Origin of the sequence: Vibrio sp. YYF0003 (genome assembly GCF_036350715.1) — a bacterium.
GTDB lineage: Bacteria > Pseudomonadota > Gammaproteobacteria > Enterobacterales > Vibrionaceae > Vibrio > Vibrio natriegens.
The window spans coordinates 1-19,090 of sequence record NZ_JAZDWA010000001.1 but is presented as its reverse complement, the minus strand read 5'-3'; the positions used below and the strand labels follow the sequence as shown (position 1 = coordinate 19,090).

General features: G+C 45.6%; 20 protein-coding genes. 3 read left to right on the top strand and 17 right to left on the bottom strand.

All coding sequences use genetic code 11. The annotated features are described in order from the left end of the window. Positions 1–78: 78 nt before the first annotated feature. The 5 genes from V1U08_RS00100 to ltnD form a co-directional block, all read right to left on the bottom strand. A complete protein-coding gene (locus V1U08_RS00100; RefSeq protein WP_330469579.1) occupies positions 79–1,533 on the bottom strand; it encodes a GntP family permease in 1,455 nt (484 codons plus the stop codon). A gap of 157 nt (positions 1,534–1,690) precedes the next feature. Continuing rightward, positions 1,691–2,467, bottom strand: coding sequence for a 2-oxo-tetronate isomerase (gene otnI / locus V1U08_RS00095; protein ID WP_330469578.1), 777 nt, complete (start codon positions 2,465–2,467; stop codon positions 1,691–1,693). Further along, the gene (gene otnC, locus V1U08_RS00090; protein ID WP_014233919.1) at positions 2,467–3,114 is read right to left on the bottom strand and encodes a 3-oxo-tetronate 4-phosphate decarboxylase; all 648 of its coding nucleotides are present in this window, start codon (positions 3,112–3,114) and stop codon (positions 2,467–2,469) included. The genes otnI and otnC overlap by 1 nt, the downstream gene beginning before the upstream one ends. Positions 3,115–3,125: 11 nt before the next feature. Further along, entirely contained in the window at positions 3,126–4,382 is a 1,257-nt protein-coding gene (otnK, locus tag V1U08_RS00085) for a 3-oxo-tetronate kinase (protein WP_330469577.1), read from the bottom strand. 24 nt (positions 4,383–4,406) lie between these two features. Continuing rightward, on the bottom strand, positions 4,407–5,306 hold the full coding sequence (ltnD, locus tag V1U08_RS00080; RefSeq protein WP_330469576.1) for an L-threonate dehydrogenase: 900 nt from the start codon (positions 5,304–5,306) through the stop codon (positions 4,407–4,409). 280 nt (positions 5,307–5,586) lie between these two features. On the opposite strand from ltnD, the gene V1U08_RS00075 reads away from it, so the two are divergent. Continuing rightward, on the top strand, positions 5,587–6,360 hold the full coding sequence (locus tag V1U08_RS00075; protein WP_065300990.1) for a DeoR/GlpR family DNA-binding transcription regulator: 774 nt from the start codon (positions 5,587–5,589) through the stop codon (positions 6,358–6,360). A gap of 8 nt (positions 6,361–6,368) precedes the next feature. On the opposite strand, the gene V1U08_RS00070 is transcribed toward V1U08_RS00075, so the two are convergent. Then, positions 6,369–7,208 carry an aldo/keto reductase gene (locus tag V1U08_RS00070; protein ID WP_330469575.1) on the bottom strand — a complete coding sequence of 280 codons (840 nt, stop codon included), beginning with the start codon at positions 7,206–7,208 and terminating at the stop codon, positions 6,369–6,371. Between the two features lie 412 nt (positions 7,209–7,620). On the opposite strand from V1U08_RS00070, the gene guaD reads away from it, so the two are divergent. Beyond that, positions 7,621–9,006 carry a guanine deaminase gene (gene guaD, locus V1U08_RS00065; RefSeq protein WP_330469574.1) on the top strand — a complete coding sequence of 462 codons (1,386 nt, stop codon included), beginning with the start codon at positions 7,621–7,623 and terminating at the stop codon, positions 9,004–9,006. A gap of 31 nt (positions 9,007–9,037) precedes the next feature. Here guaD and V1U08_RS00060 read toward each other — a convergent pair whose 3' ends face one another. Beyond that, a complete protein-coding gene (locus V1U08_RS00060) occupies positions 9,038–9,982 on the bottom strand; it encodes a carbon-nitrogen hydrolase family protein (RefSeq protein WP_065303424.1) in 945 nt (314 codons plus the stop codon). A 148-nt stretch (positions 9,983–10,130) separates the two neighbouring features. Between V1U08_RS00060 and V1U08_RS00055 the strand changes: the two genes are divergently transcribed. Then, on the top strand, positions 10,131–11,012 hold the full coding sequence (locus tag V1U08_RS00055; protein ID WP_330469573.1) for a LysR family transcriptional regulator: 882 nt from the start codon (positions 10,131–10,133) through the stop codon (positions 11,010–11,012). Here V1U08_RS00055 and V1U08_RS00050 read toward each other — a convergent pair. The 10 genes from V1U08_RS00050 to V1U08_RS00005 form a co-directional block, all read right to left on the bottom strand. Beyond that, the gene (locus V1U08_RS00050) at positions 11,009–11,287 is read right to left on the bottom strand and encodes a putative quinol monooxygenase (RefSeq protein ID WP_330469572.1); all 279 of its coding nucleotides are present in this window, start codon (positions 11,285–11,287) and stop codon (positions 11,009–11,011) included. The two genes, V1U08_RS00055 and V1U08_RS00050, sit on opposite strands and share 4 nt — an antisense overlap. 12 nt (positions 11,288–11,299) lie before the next feature. Then, positions 11,300–11,806, bottom strand: coding sequence for a GNAT family N-acetyltransferase (locus V1U08_RS00045; RefSeq protein ID WP_329355068.1), 507 nt, complete (start codon positions 11,804–11,806; stop codon positions 11,300–11,302). Positions 11,807–11,869: 63 nt separating this feature from the next. Next, positions 11,870–12,100, bottom strand: coding sequence for a cysteine-rich CWC family protein (locus V1U08_RS00040; RefSeq protein ID WP_330469571.1), 231 nt, complete (start codon positions 12,098–12,100; stop codon positions 11,870–11,872). Positions 12,101–12,184: 84 nt separating this feature from the next. After that, on the bottom strand, positions 12,185–12,937 hold the full coding sequence (locus tag V1U08_RS00035; protein WP_330469570.1) for an SDR family oxidoreductase: 753 nt from the start codon (positions 12,935–12,937) through the stop codon (positions 12,185–12,187). Positions 12,938–12,989: 52 nt separating this feature from the next. Continuing rightward, positions 12,990–13,475 (bottom strand): PaaI family thioesterase, encoded by a 486-nt coding sequence (locus tag V1U08_RS00030; RefSeq protein WP_330469569.1) that lies wholly within the window; start codon positions 13,473–13,475, stop codon positions 12,990–12,992. Positions 13,476–13,734: 259 nt separating this feature from the next. After that, complete coding sequence (locus tag V1U08_RS00025; protein WP_330469568.1) at positions 13,735–14,250, bottom strand: cytochrome b/b6 domain-containing protein; 516 nt, start codon at positions 14,248–14,250, stop codon at positions 13,735–13,737. Continuing rightward, positions 14,243–14,527 carry a PepSY domain-containing protein gene (locus V1U08_RS00020; protein WP_014233905.1) on the bottom strand — a complete coding sequence of 95 codons (285 nt, stop codon included), beginning with the start codon at positions 14,525–14,527 and terminating at the stop codon, positions 14,243–14,245. Before V1U08_RS00020 ends, V1U08_RS00025 begins: the two co-directional genes overlap by 8 nt. Positions 14,528–14,828: 301 nt before the next feature. Further along, on the bottom strand, positions 14,829–15,593 hold the full coding sequence (gene madM / locus V1U08_RS00015) for a malonate transporter subunit MadM (protein WP_014233904.1): 765 nt from the start codon (positions 15,591–15,593) through the stop codon (positions 14,829–14,831). 11 nt (positions 15,594–15,604) lie between these two features. Then, on the bottom strand, positions 15,605–15,991 hold the full coding sequence (gene madL, locus V1U08_RS00010; protein ID WP_014233903.1) for a malonate transporter subunit MadL: 387 nt from the start codon (positions 15,989–15,991) through the stop codon (positions 15,605–15,607). Between the two features lie 465 nt (positions 15,992–16,456). Beyond that, the coding region (locus V1U08_RS00005; RefSeq protein WP_330469567.1) for an Ig-like domain-containing protein at positions 16,457–19,090 on the bottom strand (2,634 nt) is incomplete at its 5' end.

Sequence of the window (19,090 nt, the reverse complement as noted above, 5' to 3'; positions counted from 1 at the left end):
TTGACAGGTTTTCATAAACAAAAAGCCCCATATTGAGGCTTACAATATGGGGCTTTTTATTGTTGAGTTCTTGTCAGATTAGGCAAGCGACTCTACTGATTTTGTTTTACCACTTTTGATTTTTACCGCGACGATAACCGCCGCAAGCACAGCAATTGGTACTAGTGGATCAATGATAGTGCCGCCTTTACCAAATACTAAGTTTAGTACCATGATGATTGATGCACCGATAGCCCATGCAATCGTTGACGATACAGACCAAATCTTCAATTGATCCGTTAACTCAGTGATACCAAGCGTACGGTTGATGATGTGGAAGTAAGAGTCATTTAGGTGAGAGAAACCTACAGGACCTACCGCACACGCCAACGCTACGAAAACAGGGTCTAGACCTAACGTTTCTACAAGAGGCAGAGTCATTGTCGCCGCAACCATCATAGACGCAGTTGCAGAGCCCTGGATTAGACGAAGCATTGAAGCAATTGCCAATGGAACTAATAGTGGTGGAATACCACTGTTTGCGATAGCTTCAGCAACTTGTGGACCCGCACCAGACGCTTTTAGTACTGCACCCATTGCGCCACCACAACCTGTTACTACAAGGATTAAACCCGTTGTCGATAAGGCATCGTCCATTGAGCCAACCATATCTTTACGTTCAATCTTACGAGTCAGGCCATAAAGTGCCATTAGAACACCCAGACCAACTGCAACTACAGGGTTACCCAGTAGAGAAAGAACTGTATGTAATGCTGAATCACCTTTACCTACTAACGTATTGATTAGAATAAGTGCGATAGGGATAAGGATAGGACCGAACGATAAGAAGTTACCAGGTAATTCTTTGTCATCTGTTGCTTTTACTTTTTCAAGGTTCGCCCAATCCGCTTGATTCGTAATCCAAGATTCGCCATTTGGAACTCGGTAGTATTCATTACCTACGCGGCGGATGTAGATCATCGATAGCAGCATCATTGGGATTGATACCATCAAGCCCCAAAGCATGTATTCCCCAAGGTCGACACCGAGAATACCAGCAACAGCCACTGGACCTGGTGTTGGCGGAACAAGTGCGTGAGTAATCAACAAGCCTAGAGCAAGAGTTACGCCTAAGCCAACCGCTGATTTACCCGTATCTCGTGAAATTGCGCGGACAAGAGAGTGCAAAATGATGTACGCAGAGTCACAGAATACAGGGATTGCCACGAGAACGCCGGTGAAACCAAGCGCGAGATCCTCACGGCCTTTACCACAAAGTTTTACGAAGGTTTTCGCCATGCGAACCGCAGCGCCAGAGCGTTCAAAACACGCGCCCATGATCACGCCAAATGCGATGATTAGGCCGATACCGCCCAGTACACCACCAAAGCCAGCTTTAATCGCGTTAATTAGATCGGTTGGGGCCATTCCAGCAAACAAGCCCATAATGATACTGGCAATAACCATTGCGAGTGCTACTGGGATACGTGTTTTTACTATCATCCCCATCATGGCAATGATGCCAATCACAATTCCTATTAATGCTCCGTCCATTTTTGTTTCCTTTGTCTCGTGTGTAGGGTTTGTGCTATGGGCAATCAAGTTATGCCCAAAGCACTTATTGTTATTTATGACACTTAATTTTTTTGATTAAGTTATCTTTATTTTTCATCTGGCTTTGCTCAGCAAAGCCCTCTTATATCTTTATTCTTTACACGTACGGCTTAACCCAATCGAGTCCTTCCTCTGTAGTGTTTCTTGGGTTGTATTCACAACCTATCCAGCCCTGATAACCTGAGTCGTCTAAAACATCGAACAGATGCGGATAGTTCAGTTCTCCTTCAGAAGGCTCGTGTCTTTCTGGTACTGACGCGATTTGAATATGACCCGTGTACGGCGCAACCTCACGGATAAGCGTGCTTAAATCTCCGTCCATAATTTGTGCGTGGTAAAGGTCCAGTTGCAGCTTCACATTTGGTCGGTTGACTTGCTTAATTAACTCAACAGCTTCACGCTGATGAGCGATGAAGTAGTTGGGAACGTCACGGCTATTTAGCGGCTCGATCATGAGCTCAATGCCATGCTCAGCAAACTTGTCTGCTGCATAACGAATGTTGGCGATAAACGTTTCTACATGTTGCTCGCGAGTAAATTGCTTATCAACGATGCCAGACATCGCGTGTACCTTTTTGCAATTCAGCTTGTCGGCATACATTAACGCTGTGTCTACACTGGCTTTAAACTCATCTTCGCGGCCAGGGATTGCTGCAAAGCCTCTTTCGCCAGCATCCCAGTCACCAGGAGGCATGTTGAACAGGGCTTGTTCGAATCCAAATTGCTGCATTTTGTCTGCCAGATCCTGCGCTTCATAAGCGTAAGGAAAAAGGTATTCCACCGCTTTAAATCCCGCTTGATGCGCTTTTTCAAAACGTTCCAGAAATGGTACTTCTGTAAATAGCATGGTGAGATTTGCTGCAAACTTAGCCATTATTTACCTCTCCCTTTTAGATCTTGGACTTCGGCATCTGTTAAGTAACGGATCTTGCTGTCTTTAAGAATGAAAGCCAGTTTCGCGGTTTCTTCGAGCTCTTCTGCATTATCTACAGCATCTTCAAAGTCAGTGCCCGTGACGACAGGCCCATGATTCGCCAGTAAGAATGCGCGATAGTCGCTGGCTCGTTGTGACAATTCCTCTGCAATTTGTGGGTCACCCGGACGTAGGTAAGGGATAACCGGTAGCTCCCCAATGCGCATCACATAATATGGAGTAAACGCTTTTATTGCGTTGTCACGATCCAGCCCTTCCAGACACGACAGTGCGGTTAAGTAAGTCGAGTGAAGGTGTACAATCGCGTTACACTCAGAGTTGTTACGGTAAATTGCCAGATGGAACGCCACCTCTTTTGATGGTTTCTTACCTGAGATGTGATTACCATCGATATCCACAACGGATAACTCTTCTGCTACAAGGCGGCCAAATGAAGAACCAGTCGGTGTTGCCAGAAAGTGGCCATTGGGTAATTTTATCGACAGGTTACCAGCACCACCGGTGGCGTAGCCGCGCTCAAACATAGAACGCGCCAGTGTTACCATTTGTTCTCGAAGCTGTTGCTCCGTCTTAGAGTTGTTGCTCATTCGTACCTCACTCATGCAAAGAATGATTGGGCTTTGGCGAAAAAGTTTTCGTCGCCAAAGTTGCCAGATTTAAGTGCCAGTGAAAGCTCACCTTCTACCGACTTAACCCAAGGAACACCTGGTGCGATTTGAGGGCCAATATGGAAACCTTTAACTTTCAGGCTTTGAGTAACGACACCCGAGGTTTCCCCTCCCGCGACAATAAAGTTCTTCACACCATTTGATTGAAGTTTGACGGCGAGTTGGCTGAAGAACTGCTCTACCGCGTGACTTGAAGCCTGAGCGCCATATTGCTCTTGAATCGCTTTCAGAGCGCTCGCATCCGCGGTCGCGTAAACTAAAGGTGCGAATTCACTTGCGATATTTGTCATGACCCAATCGAAAACGACATCCGAGTAATCCTCATTAGTCAGACAGGCCTCAACATCGATAGCAAAATGAGGGGCTTGTTGCTTATAAACCGAAACTTGTTGATTGGTCATCACAGAGCATGAGCCAGAAAATACCACCGTTGGTGCTTTCGCCGGTTTACCTTCTTGTTTGGCATTGCTCTGATCTTCGAGCTGTTCAGCCCAGTTTTTAGCAAGCCCCGCTGCCAGACCTGAACCACCAGTAATAAGTTTTAGCGATTTAGCCGCTTCTCCCAGCGTAACCAGATGCTGTGCGTTGAACGCATCGACTACAGCGTAACGATGACCTTGCTCTTTAAGTTGAGTAAAACGCTGAGTAACGGCTTGTGAACCTTGTTCAATCGTTTGGAAGTTAACCAAGCCGGTTGTACCTTTTGATTGCGCATTCATCATGCGGACCAAGCTTGAATCGGTCATTGGTGTCACTGGGTGATTACGCATACCAGAGTCACTTAGCAGATCCTCGAACACAAATAGATGCCCGTTGTAGACCGTACGACCATTTACTGGCAGAGCAGGACAAACGATCGTGAAGTCTTCACCAAGTTCAGCCAGTAATGCGTCTGTAACAGGGCCAATATTGCCTTCTGCTGTGCTGTCAAATGTTGAGCAGTACTTGAAATAGAACTGCTGACAACCTTGTTTTTGCAGCCACTGAAGTGCCGCGACAGAGTCTTGGATTGCTTCGTCAACAGGGCATGAGCGAGATTTCAGACTGATCACAACCGCATCCGCGTTTACGTCAATCTCCGTTGCTGGGATTCCGTTTAATTGCACAGTTCGCATGCCGTTTTCTACCAGAAAACCTGCAATATCGGTTGCGCCAGTAAAGTCATCCGCGATAACGCCTAATAACATATTTACTTCTCCACTCCAGTACGCTTATTTATCTACGCCAGGTAATTCAATGCCATCAAAAATCTTGATCACCGCACTGTCGTCTTCCTGACCAAAACCAGCGTTGCTTGCGCTGACAAACATGTTTAGTGCTGCACTAGACAACGCCAGTGGAAATTTAAGATCTTTCGCTGTCTCAGACACAAGGTTGAGATCCTTAACAAAGATATCGACCATCGATTTTGGTGAATAATCGCCATCGACCACATGCTTCATACGGTTCTCAAACATCCAAGAGTTACCCGCAGCGTTTGTGACCACGTCGTACATAAGATCCAGAGGGATATTTGCGCGGGCCGCGAGAGCCATGGCTTCTGCGCCGGCAGCAATGTGAACGCCAGCTAATAACTGGTGGATAATCTTCACTGTCGCGCCGAGGCCAATCGCTTCACCAATGTTGTAAACTTTTGCTGCTGTGGCTTTGAGGACGGGCTCGAGTACATCAAATGTACTTTGAGCACCAGATGCCATGATGGTCATTTCACCCGCTTCTGCTTTCACTGCACCACCAGATACTGGCGCATCCAGCATCACCAGATTGTGCTCTGCAAGTTTTGCTTCTATTTGCTTGGCAGCATCCGCAGAAATCGTTGCTGAGACCATTACTGGCGTGTTCGGTTTTAATGAAGCTGCAAGACCTGTTTGAAATAATACGGTATTTACTTGTTGTGCATTCACGACAAGGACCAGAACAGAATCCAACTTATCAGCAAACTCCACCGCATTGGTTGAAACGGCTTTTGCGCCAAATTCCGCTAACTCTTCAAGAGCTTGAGGATTTAAATCAAAACCATAAACATCAAGACCCGCACGCACACAAGATTTTGCTGCGCCCATACCCATTGATCCTAAACCGATCACACCGACAGATTGAACTTCACTCATAGTAACAATGCCTTCTTGGTAAATATTGAACTGAATTTTGTTAATTCTTGTTTATTGGTTGTGATTATATGTGAAGGTTAACATCTGGACTCCGCTCTAAGTCACATTTTTAACAAATATTAACATTTAACTGATATTTCACTCGTTATAAGTGTAGTAACACCGTTGTTTTGAGTGAGTTCACATCCTTAACACTGTTAACGCAACATATGTTCACAGATATTCACAAAATAGAGAAAGGTTGTTAGGATACTGAAAAACAAGAACATGAAGTGAAATAATGATTCCAGCAGAACGTCAAAGAACAATTTTGTCCCTTCTATCACACCAAGAAGTCCTCAGTATCTCTGATTTAACAGAGCATCTCGGTGTGTCACATATGACGATTCGTCGTGATATTGTGAAACTAGAGTCTTCGGGTAAAGTGGTCTCTGTTTCCGGCGGGGTGCAGCTTGCTCAGGTGCTGCATAGTGAGTTGTCACACGATGCGAAAGTAGAACAACAGGCTGATGAAAAGGCGCACATTGCTCAAATTGCCGCGACGTTAATAGATAAAGATGCCACGGTATATTTGGATGCAGGCACAACAGCGTTAAGTATTGCCCATCGAATCGTCGACCGGGATGATCTACTGGTGATCACCAATGACTTTTCGATAGCGGCTTACCTAATGACCCATAGTCAATGTGAGCTATACCATACAGGTGGAAAGGTTGATCGCGAAAACCAATCGAGTATTGGCGGAAAGGTTGCTGAATTCCTCGCGGGAATGAACATTGATATCGCCTTCATATCGTCTTCATCTTGGAGCTTAAAAGGACTGTCTACACCCAATGAAGGCAAAGTGTGGGTTAAAAAAGCTATAGCAAAAGCGGCGCAAACAAACTACCTGATTTCCGACTCTACCAAATATGGTCGCGTCGGTAGTTTCCACGCGTTAGATATTGAGGAGTTTGATGGCATCATCACGGATCTGAACCTATCGCAAGTCGTTAAAGTAGAGCTTATGGATAAAGGTTTGACCGTGCTTGATAAATTACCCTCTCTGGGCTGATAAAAGAATCATCGAATGGCAATCCTTCCCTCATGTTGGTTAACAGGTGCGGGAAAGGCTTTGTCTAGCTCTCGAGTATCCTCTTCGGTCAGTACAATTTTTACTGAATCTAGATTCTCTTTCGTACGTGCAATCGAGCTGGACTTGGGAATCGCAACCACGCCTTTTTGTCGAGTCAGCCAGGCTAATGCGATTTGAGCGGCCGTCGCTTGGTGACGTTCCGCGATAGTTATCAGTTCTGGATGGTGTACCAAAGCGCCCTGATCGAGTGGGCAGTACGCCATCATCGCCATGTTGCGTTTGTCGCAAAACGGTTTCACAGCCCACTCCGGTTCACGATGCGAAAGGTTATAGAGTACTTGATCTGTTGCGCATAGCCCAACCTTGTCAGCCGTGCAAAAATCTTTCAGCTCATCGATATCAAGATTACTCACCCCATAGTCACGAATTTTACCTTGGGTTTTTAGCTGATAAAGTGCTTCCAGCGTTTCCTCAAACGGGATGGTACCCGACCAATGCAGCAGATAAAGATCGAGATGATCCGTATTCAAACGGGTCAAGCTTCGCTCACAAGCCGCAATTACGCCTTCTCTGGAGGCGTTGTGGGGATAAAACTTACTAACCACATACAATCTGTCGCGATATCCAGCCATTGCCTCACCAGCAATACGTTCGGCTTCACCTTCGCCATACATTTCTGCACAATCGATTAACTTCGCGCCATATTCAATACCAAAGCGTAACGCGTCGATTTCCTGTTGTCGCGATCGTGGGTCCTCGCCCATGTACCAGCTTCCCAGCCCCAACTGTGGTATCACGTTACCACTGGGTAAAATAATTTCAGCCATCCCACCTTCCCTACGCTTTATATTTTGTGTCGCTCGACATTAATCCGTGCAGTCTGCGAATCACTTGATTTGGGTTACACATATAGAAATGTAGGCGTGTTCTCGCAGCTCGTAAACAAGCAATTCAATCAACCATTGCCACGATGTAATCACGCCAAGTCAATGCACCACTTGAGGTCAAAGTTTCTATATCCCTCACCAGTTTGGTTCGAATATCGCCCTTATTCCGGCAAAAAATGCACTGAATCATCAATCCATATAGGAACATAGCGAATTTCCAAGCTGGCATACTTCTGGCTTAGTCACTTTGCTTTTAATGGTTTTCGGTTGTTACATACACTACTCTATTGACAAGGGCTTACGAAGATAAGTCAAAAACCATGGGTATCAAACATATTCAATGGAGTGACTTATGAACCACAAATCGAACGTTCTATACTTAAAGAATACTGAACCATTTTCTTCTGACTCGATGCCGAAAACGATGGCGATACGTGCGAGCTTGCTCCACTTTCTCGAAGACCCCGCCAAGGTCACCAACCCCAAACACGCTTTTCAATATTTTGAAGACGGTCTGTTAGTCGTTAAAGATGGTCTCATCAAAGACGTGAAAGCGTTCAGCGATTCAGATACAACTCAATATGCCGACATCGTGGATTATCGCGGCAAACTTATCGTGCCAGGCTTTATTGATACTCACATTCACTACCCTCAAACAGAGATGATTGCTTCGTATGGCAAACAACTACTCGAATGGTTAGAGAATTATACCTTCCCAACCGAGAAGCAGTTTGAAGACAAAATACATGCAAAAGTGATCTCCCGATTCTTTATTAATGAGCTGCTAAAAAATGGCACCACCAGCGCTTTAGTATTCGGTACGGTTCATCCCGAATCCATCGACGCTCTGTTTGAAGAAGCGCTTGAGAAAAACATGCGTATTATCGCCGGTAAAGTCATGATGGATCGCAATGCACCGGACTACCTACTCGACACGCCAGAGTCCAGTTACAAAGACAGCAAAGCACTGATTGAGAAATGGCATAATCACAAACGCCTTCAATACGCCATTACCCCAAGGTTTGCTCCTACGTCGTCGCGTGAGCAATTAACGGCAGCTGGCAAACTCAAAGCAGAATTCCCAGATGTTTACGTTCAAACCCACCTCTCTGAAAGCAAAAATGAAGTGGAATGGGTGAAGTCTCTTTTCCCTGAACACGAAGACTATTTTTCTGTCTACCAACACTACGGTCTGGCTGGTGATCGCTCCGTCTTTGCCCATGCGATTCATCTCACTGAACGGGAGTGGAATGCGTTTGAGGACACGGATTCTGTAATCTCGTTCTGTCCTACCTCGAATCTGTTTCTTGGTAGTGGGCTTTTCGACTTAGAGAAAGCCGAACAAAAGAATGTACGCGTGGGATTAGGGACTGACGTGGGTGCTGGCACCAGTTTTAGCCAGTTCCAAACCTTAAATGAAGCTTATAAAGTCATGCAGTTACAAGATAAAAAACTGTCCCCATTTAAAGGATTATATCTCGCGACTCTTGGCGGGGCGAAATCACTCAGTATCGACGACAAAGTTGGTAACTTTGAAATAGGCAAAGAAGCCGATTTTGCAGTCTTAGACTGGGCCGCAACAGACTTACAACACCTTCGACAGCAACATGCGAAAAGTTTAGAAGATAAGCTGTTCGCGCTGATGATATTAGGGGATGATCGAAACGTAGATGCCACCTACGTTGATGGTAAGTTGGTCTATTCCTCCACCGATCACTTAGTGACAACACTAACCTAAAGCGAAATCCCCCATCTGATGGGGGATTTTCTTACTCGGCTTCCCTGATACGCAGAGATGTTTGCGGCGCTCGATTTACGTTGAGTGTAAATATGTCTGGGCGAGAGTAATGGCCTGCAACGTCGAAAGAGCGTCTGGCGGCAGCAACTTTATCTGTATCAATATCGCAATACAAAATCCCTTCCTCTTCATGCAATGGGGCAACTAACGTCTCCCCGCCGGGGGCGATGACGGTGGAGTCTCCGCCGTTAATCCACTCGTCTTTATCAGGATAGAGGGTTTCTTTTTCTGGGAAGTCATCAGGCAGATCGTTAACTCTCAACAAATTACCACTGCCGACAACGTAGCATCTGCCCTCTCTGGCGATATGGCGCAAGCTTTCAGTCCAGTCCGAGCCGCTGTCATAAGTAGGCGCAATGTAGATTTCGACGCCCTGAGCATAAAGCGCATAACGTGCCAACGGCATGTAATTTTCCCAGCAAACGAGTGCGCCAATCCTACCGACCGGTGTGTCTACTACTCGTAATCCAGTCGCATCACCAAAGCCCCATACCATTCTCTCTGGGTTAGTCGGCATCAGTTTTCGATGCACATTGATGAGATTGCCCTCATGACAAACCGTGATGTAAGTGTTGTATAGCGTTGTTCGGCTGACGCTGGAGTCGCGTTCATTAATGCCGCATACAACCGTGACGTGATGACGTTTTGCCGCTTCATAAATCGGCTCTAAATCCGATGAGCTTAAATCAACCGCGTTGCTCATTAAGCGTTGATAAAGACTGTCTGTTGTCCCCCAATCTTTGCCAGGGCGCAAACGCCATAACCAGACAGGATAACCAGGAATAAAGGCTTCAGTAAAAACAACAAGCTCTGCGCCGTTATTCGCAGCAGACTGAATACTTTCAACCGCCAACGCGATGCTCTGCTGCTTATCTAAAAATCCAGACGCACGTTGAACCACAGCTAACTTTTTCATGAATACACCTCCCTCAGAAACTCGGTTCTCACTCTATTAATGAGCAAACTTTTTAATGTGCAATATCAGTTTAGGTGTGCAAAAATTAAAACGTTATCCCCAAAAAATGCCCATTAACTGTGCAAAAATGCACACAAGGACGGTTTGTATGAACTGGGATGATCTAAAGATATTTTTGGCCGTCGCTCGCCGTGGTTCTGTCAGTGGCGCAGGTGCTGAGCTTGGGGTACAACACTCCACCGTTTCAAGACGCCTTCGAGCAATGGAAGACAAACTTGGCGTGCGCTTAGTAGAGCGTATGCAAGGAGGCTATGGACTGACGCTCGCGGGTGAAAAACTCAGAGCGACTGCCGAGCATGTCGAGCGAGAAGTACTCAACGCTGAGGACATGTTGTCTGGCCAAGATAAACTTCTCAAAGGCACGCTGCGAGTGACGGTCGTTCACCACATCGCATACGCTTTTTTCCTTCCCATATTTGCTCGTTTTCACCAAACCTACCCGGACATCGATCTGGAAATACAATCTTCAAACACGTACTTGAGTATGCCGCACCGAGAGACTGACGTTGCACTCCGAGTCACTAATAATCCAGCGGAGGTACTGATTGGGAAGAAGTTAATCACTTTTGCATCAGCGATATACGGCAGCAAATCTTATCTAGGACATTTAAAGAAAACGGGCGACAAGCCAAATTGGATCGGAACTGAGTGCTGCGACTTCCATCGCGCCTGGACGAAAGAGGTTTGCCCGGAAGGAAAGCACGACTTCACCGTTGATGATACGGGATTAGCGCATATGGCGATAAAACAAGGCGTTGGACTCTCTTTCTTACCCTGCTTTATCGGTGATTCTGATGACGATTTGGCTCGATACGATGAACAATTCGCTGCTTTCTATGGTCTGGATTTATGGATGTTGCTCCACGAAGATCTAAGACATACCGAGCGCGTACGAGCGTTTCGAAACTTTGTCATTGAAGAGGTTGAAAAGCAGCGCGACAAACTGGAAGGTCATTTGAGATCACTTTAATCCAGCAATATCTCATAATGGCGTTCTACATTATTCGTCACTTTCCCCCAGTGTGACTCCTTTACCCTTACTTGGTGAGCCTCAAATGCAGCCTCATCGACGAACTCTTCGTACACATCAAATCGCAATGAGTTTTCTGCACTTTGGGTAACGCGAAATGTAATGCAACCAGCTTCTTCCAACGTCAGGCGCTTATGTTTTTCTAGTTCTTGCTTTACCAACTGCAATTCCGATTCTGGCACCAAAATATGGCCTTTCAAGATCACTTTCGACATGGATTAACCTAATTACAATAGCTTGTAGAAGTAGACTGTCGCTTCGAGTTCTCCACTAGAGCTACGCGCGAATTGAGGAATTTGTCCTGCTTCGTTATAGCCAATAGCGCGATATAATGAGGATGCGATATCACCGAGTCGCGTGTCCAATACCAGTAAAGACAAACCGATTTCTGCAGCTGTATTTTCCATCAGTGACATCAGTTTTTTACTTACACCTTGCCCTCTCGCACTGGTTTTTACCATGAGCTTTTCAACTTCACCCCGGTGTGAACCGTTGGCTTTTGAGCACAGAGAAAGCTGGACTGCGCCAATAACGCTTCCGTTGTCGTAAGCTAAAAAGATCTTTCTGGAACCAGCCAGAAGATCCGCCTCTACCGACTGCCAATAAGCATCAACTTCCTGCTCATCAACTGGCGTTAAAAATCCGACTGACGCACCACTTTCTATGCAATCAGTAAGAAGCGCATGCAATTGAGCAACCAAACCAGTGATTGAACTGACTTCTTTTATGTCCACTTAACTTCCCTTGTTTAGACGAGCACGCTCAGTTTAATTAACAAACCGAGCGGTCAACGTGTACTAACTCTCTTTAATACTGTTCTGATACTTTAACGCGCACGCTTTGCAAATACATGCTTTTCTTCTTTTTTCTTCAGGAACTTGGGAAAGGAGCTCTTCGGGAAATTTTATCGACGGATCGTTACACCAACACGATTTACTGATGTCTTTATCACCTAAATTGAGACAGGAATTCGGCTGACCACACAGAGGGCATACAAGCGGGTCTGGAGTGACGGATTTGATTTTCACATGATATCCTTTAATTGACGACGCCCAGCTAAACAGCAAGTAACCAATAGCGATCAGAGGTACTAAACAAGGCTTGATTGTCGATTATAACCCACCAGCTAAATCCAAATAATTCCCCGTTGAGAATGACGACTTCTCAGAAGCTAACCAATAAATGGCCTCGGCGACCTCTTCTGGCTTCCCGCCCCTTTGCAGTGGAATGACACTTTTGAGCCTTTCAATTCTCTCAGGTTCTCCTCCATCCGCATGCATATCAGTATGAATTAAGCCAGGTCTCACGCAATTGACGCGGATACCCTCAGACGCGACTTCTAAGGATAAGCCTTTGGTTAATGTGTCGATCGCGCCTTTTGACGCCGCGTAATCGATGTATTCGTTCGGAGATCCAGAACGAGAAGCTCCGGAAGAGACATTCACAATCACGCCACCTACCCCGCCATGGCGCGTAGACATGCGCTTAACGGCCTCGCGACAACATAAAAAGTAACTGGTGACATTATTGACGAGTATTGCGTTAATTCTGTCTGCCGTCATATCTTCTAAACGCATCTGTGTCTTTAAGATACCGGCATTGTTCACTAGCACAGAAATTTGGCCTAACTCTTGGTCCACGGTAGAAAACAGTCGGGCAACATCCTCTTCTTGAGATACATCGGCCTGAACAGTAATGCATTTGCCGCCGTTACGGGTGATGGCTTCCGCTAACTGGGCTGCCACTTCTGAATTGGATTTATAGTTGATGCATACCGCATATCCATTATTTGCAAAAAGTTGCGCGGTCGCAGCACCAATACCTCGGCCGCCACCCGTTATGATGGCCACTTTTTGTGTCGTCATGAATCCATCCTGTTATCAATGATTTTATTGAACGTTTAGAGTGACATTACTATCACTTACATTTATCCCCAGAAAACCAGCTATTAGGTACTTGAACCGCAACAACTTTGGCAGTGCAGCAGAGAACACCATCAGAAAAAAGTTCGCAGTTCACTGTCATCTTATTTCCGTCGATTTCTTCTACGATCGCCACCAACTCAACATCTTTATCAATGGGTACTGGCTTGAGGTAATTAACTTCTAATTTCCCTGTCGCGTACCATACTGCTTCACCTGAGCCAATTTCTCGTCCCTGTAACTGATAACCTTTGGCAATTGCGGTGCAGATACAATGGCAATCAATTACTGTAGAAATGATCCCACCATTTAGGAACTGTGTAGGACCTGCACAGTGATGAGCAGACGGAATAAATGTACAAGCGGATTTATTTTCCCCCACCCAATGGCTCTTAATTTGTAAGCCAGACGCATTCTCTGGTCCACAGCCAAAACAGTGGTTATTTGGTATCTGATCTTGAAACGCTTTTCCCTGCTGCATACTTCCTCCTAGAACCGACTCTTATTTATTATCGAAATACTAACTAATCTTTCAGCCAGCATGTCACTTTAACCAAATTTTAACAAGTTTAGCTTCAAAAATTCAAAGGCTTATCAAAAATCAGGCAGGCTCAAATAAAACGGTGGGATCTAACAACAATCTGGTGAGCTGAGTGGAGTAAGGACGTAATCGACTCTAAGAAGAAAAGTACAGAAAGCAACTGAGGAGTGTTGCTTTCTGCGCCTCACTTTAAGACTGGCTATTTTTCTCGCTCGCCAGGAAGCATATTTTGTAAGTAGGGGTGGCCAGTAATTCGCGTCATCAAAACCACAGCGCCAACATGAACGCAAACGCACGCGAAGGTTAAGTTGACTGCGGCCTCGTGAATTTCTTTAACCCAATCTTCTCCCCAGAACCGGTCTGTTTCCATCAGATACCCTGAGATTCCGATAGCTATCAGCCCTATCCACATGCACCAAATCATTATCGCGCCTGCAGGATTGTGACCATGGTGATCATCAACTCGGGTTTGATACACCCCTTTTAAATGCCCTATCGCTTTAGGAACGGAGGGTAAGAAGGAGGTAAGACGCGCCGGAGGTTTGGCGATACATCCCCATAGTAACCTTAAGACAACGGCTCCAACCGCAATATACCCAACCCACTGGTGTAAAGTGCTACCGTCCTCGGTAATGAAATAGTTTATCAAGAACAAACTAGCCACAAGCCAGTGGGTGAGTTTAACGACTCGATCCCACTGAGTTTTCTTAGTCATCGACTTCCTCTTTTACTATCGTCATATCAACCGGGTTGTAATAGATTTCAACACGCTTACCACTGGTGTCGTAGCCATATAACTCGTAGCATCCTGTATCGGTTTGTTTAAACTTCTTCACTTTATAACCTTGTGACTCAACCATTTTCTGAGCCGCGTCGAATTGCATCCAGTTATCTGGGCTTTCTTCGGTACATGTTGGGTCAGAAGCATAAGCACCAAAAGAAAGTAGTCCTGCTATTACCATTGTTGAAGCTAAAAATGTTTTACGTTCCATATGATTATTCCTGTTAGTGGTAAGAAAGATTCAAACTCACCACCAAGATTAATCGCCATAACTTAAGAACCGCTTAAGAATCATTGCCTAGAGGAAAAATTAGCATTCGATTGAAATAGATAACACTGGCTGGAGACTCACAGAGGATTAAATTATGGGAGGAAAAGTGGAAGGGAAACAAACGTCATCTACAAGGTAACTGCCCTATACCTTATAGATGAAATCCGTCTTTCACAGATGATGGACAAACCAATTGGTTTATTTTGTTGGTATTAGCGAGCGTTTGAATTGTTGCTAGCTATTACGCAACGATACTAACGACAGCGAAGTACAATAGTGACGGACCAAGCAGACAGCCTAAAGCCGTATAAAATGCCGCTGTGATACAACCGTACGGCACCAGCTTTTCATCAGTAGCAGCTAACCCTGCGGCGACACCGCTAGACGTACCAATCAGTCCGCCAAACACAATCGCAGAGCGAGGTGAATTTAGGCCGATATATGGCGCGATAAAAGGCGTTAGAATCATCACCAGAATTGATTTTACCAAGCCTGCGGCAATAGAGAGCGCCATCACTTCAGAACTTGCGCCAAGAGCAGCACCTGTCACTGGCCCCACAATGTAAGTCACGGCTCCAGCTCCAATCGTCGTAATACTTACCGCATCGGTATATCCGAACGCCATCGCAATGGCGGCACCAGAAACAAAGGACATCACCACACCCAAAATGAGCGCTGTCACGCCAGACATCCCTGATTTCTTTAGTTCATCCAATTTGACGCCAAAGCCAGTAGCAATAATCGCGAAATCACGAAGCATTGCGCCACCCAATAAACCAATTCCGGATAAGAGTGGGATATCAACAGCTCCTTTTGTTCCCCCACTTATCGCTCCCGATACATAGGCTAACGTTAGGCCTAACATAATCGCAATCGCTGAGCCGTGAATTCTTCCTTTGGTCCACTTTTCAGATACCCAGAAAGAGAACCACATCATTAAACCAATGACCGCAAAGCCTACGATTAGCTCATATTTATTTGATACAGAGATAAGAGATTCAAACATTAGCGCCCCACTTATGCTTGTTGATTGTCTAGTTGGGACACTGAACTGGTTCCCATTTTAGTAATAACCGGTACTAACGCAAACCCAACGGCAACAGCCGCAACGCCCGCAGTAATCGCCATCGGTCCACCGGTAATGGCACCAATCACATTTTGCTTAGCCGCCATGGCTACAACGATTGGGATGTAAATCGCGCTCCAGAACGCAACCCCTTGTTCCGTTTTTACATCGATCTTTTTATGTTTCTGAAGATAATCACTCGCAACAATTAAGATCACCATTGCGATACCAACACCCCCAACATTTGAAGGTATGCCAAGTAAAAATCCCAAGACTTGCCCTATCGCCAAGCCCGCGAGTGTACAAAGTGAAAGTAGAGCTACTCCGTAAATGATCATTAAGTCACCTCCAATATGTGATACTTTCGTTTCCAATCTCACCAATTGTTATCATATTGTTAACCCCAATCAATTAACGTATTGCCAAAACTGTTAACCTCAGGGTAATTAATTTTCAGAAAAGTAATTTAACAATTCGGTCAATAGAATATTAATTAATATTTATCAATTACTTAAATTGTTTTTACATATTGTTCGGTGCTGTTTGGTTGAAGAGAGTTAAAGACGTTTAAAACAAGAATTTGTGATCCACAAGAAAGTTTAATTAAACAATTTATTTACATAAAAATGTAAAACGAAGTAACTCTTGGCGAGATCACATAGTGCAGCCATGGCTCATTCCACCACTATCTTTAGGTTCTCAAGTATCAAGTCGCAGTGTTTTTAATTACAGGCAGTATGGGATGAATTAAATATAAAAAGAGCCGCACATTGCGGTTCTTTTAGTCTCAAGCAGACTTCTTTCTAAATTTGGTTATGCATGTCATTGAGCCCTGAATTTAACAGGTCATCATCACTATGATGATCATGATTATCTGGCGTTTCTTCTAACCCCTTATCATGGGCTTTCGCCAAATCTTTATCATGGTCATGCACTAACGCGTCGGAAAGGTCGGCATCATGATTTGGTACTGGATTTACATCAGATAAGTCATCGACTAACTGAGTACTGCTGTGCAGATAATGATCAAGTTTAGTTTCTGCTGCAGGGGCCACTTCACTCGGTGACAATCCAACCATATTGAGATAATGATCGACAGGACGTGTTTGATCATCGGCTGGTAAAGCCTTGTGCAATGGACTATCCGATTGACTAGCGTAATCAGCTCCTGTCACATCATCCGACAGCAAAACGGTAAATTCAGCCACCGGTTCGATATCTGTCCCTACCTCATCATGCTGAGACGCTGGGGGCGCAGGACTAACACCGGATGCAGAGGTCACGGTCATATCAACCAGATGGGTCGATTCCTGATTGTGACCACTATGCCCATGCACGTAGGTAACATCTAAATTGACCTTTACGTCCACATTCGAAGCATGAACATCATGATACACAATCTGGAAGAGGTCATGATGTTCTTCAGAAGAGGTTTGCCCGGCCCAATGTGTACCGCCTGCCGTTTTATCGCCGGGTACTGGTGCGTCGCTGTATATATATTCGACATGACCTGTGTTCGGGTCTATCGTCAGTGTTCCGTACTGGCCTTTTAGGCTTGTCATCGTATGGCCTTGACCATCAGATATTGCCCAGCCTCCTCCTTGCTGAGTTGGCATTAACTGCTGTAACAATGGGGGGACAACTAAATCACCCGATATATGGGAACCGATTCCTCCCCCACCTGTTGGAGTTGGTGGTGTTAGGAATGACATCGAAGGTACAGGGTTCGTTGTATCCGGTATAAATAATGGACTCGTCGAGGAAGCAGAATTACCAGCTTGATCAACCACGGTTGCAATAACGCTATTCAACCCACCGGGAAGAGCACTAATATCTGTCGCATCGACTGTCGTACTCCATTGCTGATTTACAACTGTGGCCTGATAGTCTTGTCCGCCCAATGATATGTTAACGATTTGTCCATCTTCGACACCATTTACTGTGCCCGAAACAATAAGATCCTCGTGATGTTCAGTGGGATCCAACATGTTATCTCCACTGATAAGGTCTATATCTATGGAAGCTGAATCATCAACGCTATATTGATGCGTATCAGTTACCGTGGATTTATTGCCAGCGACATCTTCAGCTGAGACACTGGCGACAATTTCACTATTTGCTCCTAATACTCCTCCCGGAACATCAACGGCAAAACGGTGATTTGTATCGACCACAGCATTGTAGCTAGAGCCTCCAATATCTAATGTCACGACAGAACCGGGAGAGACTTCACTCCCTACTGAACCACCGACAGAGACAACACTACTCAGCTCACTATGATTAAGTACATCATCTGAAGTAATCGGATCAAGCGTGATGGATACCGGAGGGGGCGTCGTGTCGATTTCAATATCCAGAAAGCTTGACTGTCCGGTACCACTACCCGAAGGATCAACCGCTGAAGCGACCAAGTGATGAGTCGATTCATGAAGCTGTGGCAATGTAACCTGATAGTGACCACTGCCATCTGACAGTGCATTCGCCACTACAACACCATTTTCAGAAATTGTGACTGCAGAGAACGGTATCGAGGTAGTACCCACAATGGTTGGCGTGTCATCATTTGTGATATGGTCCTGATCAGACACGCCACTATCGCTGGTTACGTCAAGCTGTAGTGTGACTGCATTAGTCAGTGACGGTGTAACAACGTGAGAGTTTGTCACCGTATTGGTTAGGACTGGCGGTGCGAGTACCTGTGTCTGAATCGTTGGCTGTGTTGTGCCTGCGACTGGAGCAGAAAGCGTACCACTAACATCAAAGGTAAGATATTTAGTCTCAGTACCGCCGTGGTTATCTGAAACTTGAACTTCGAACGTATCTTGACCGCTGTATGTCTGACTGGAGGCTTGGTAAGTCATACCTGTGACTGTTGTATGCTGTGTATACACATACGCACCAGTCTGAGGGTTTAGTGCTAAGTCCCCAAATAGACCAGAAGGCTGGCTGACGCCAAACGTATGAGTATCTGAGTTGTCTACATCGTTTTCGACGAGTGTTCCCGTAGTCATACCTTGGGTATGAACTGTCAGTGTCGGGACGTCATTTGTCCCAGTCACTATAATAGTCAAATCTTGTGTATCAGTAGCACCCGCATTGTCGGTCACAGTGACCGGAATGGTCAGCGTCTGACTTTGTCCTGCTGGCAACGATTGATAGGCGGCATCCGTTGGGTCAAACACCCAACTGCCATCCGGCTTGAACGTCAGGCCGGATACCGGATTGGCAATCGAATAGCTCAGCGTATCACCTGTATCCGGGTCGGTGGCGATAAGTTGACCGGACGCTTTCTGGCCGTCTTCATCGACAGAAACAGACGCTATCGGGGTCATCACCGGTGCATCGTTGGTGTTATTGACAGTGAGGTTAAATTGCGTGGTGACACTCGCCCCTTGCGAGTCCGTGGCAGTCACGCTAATCGGCACACTGCCCACATC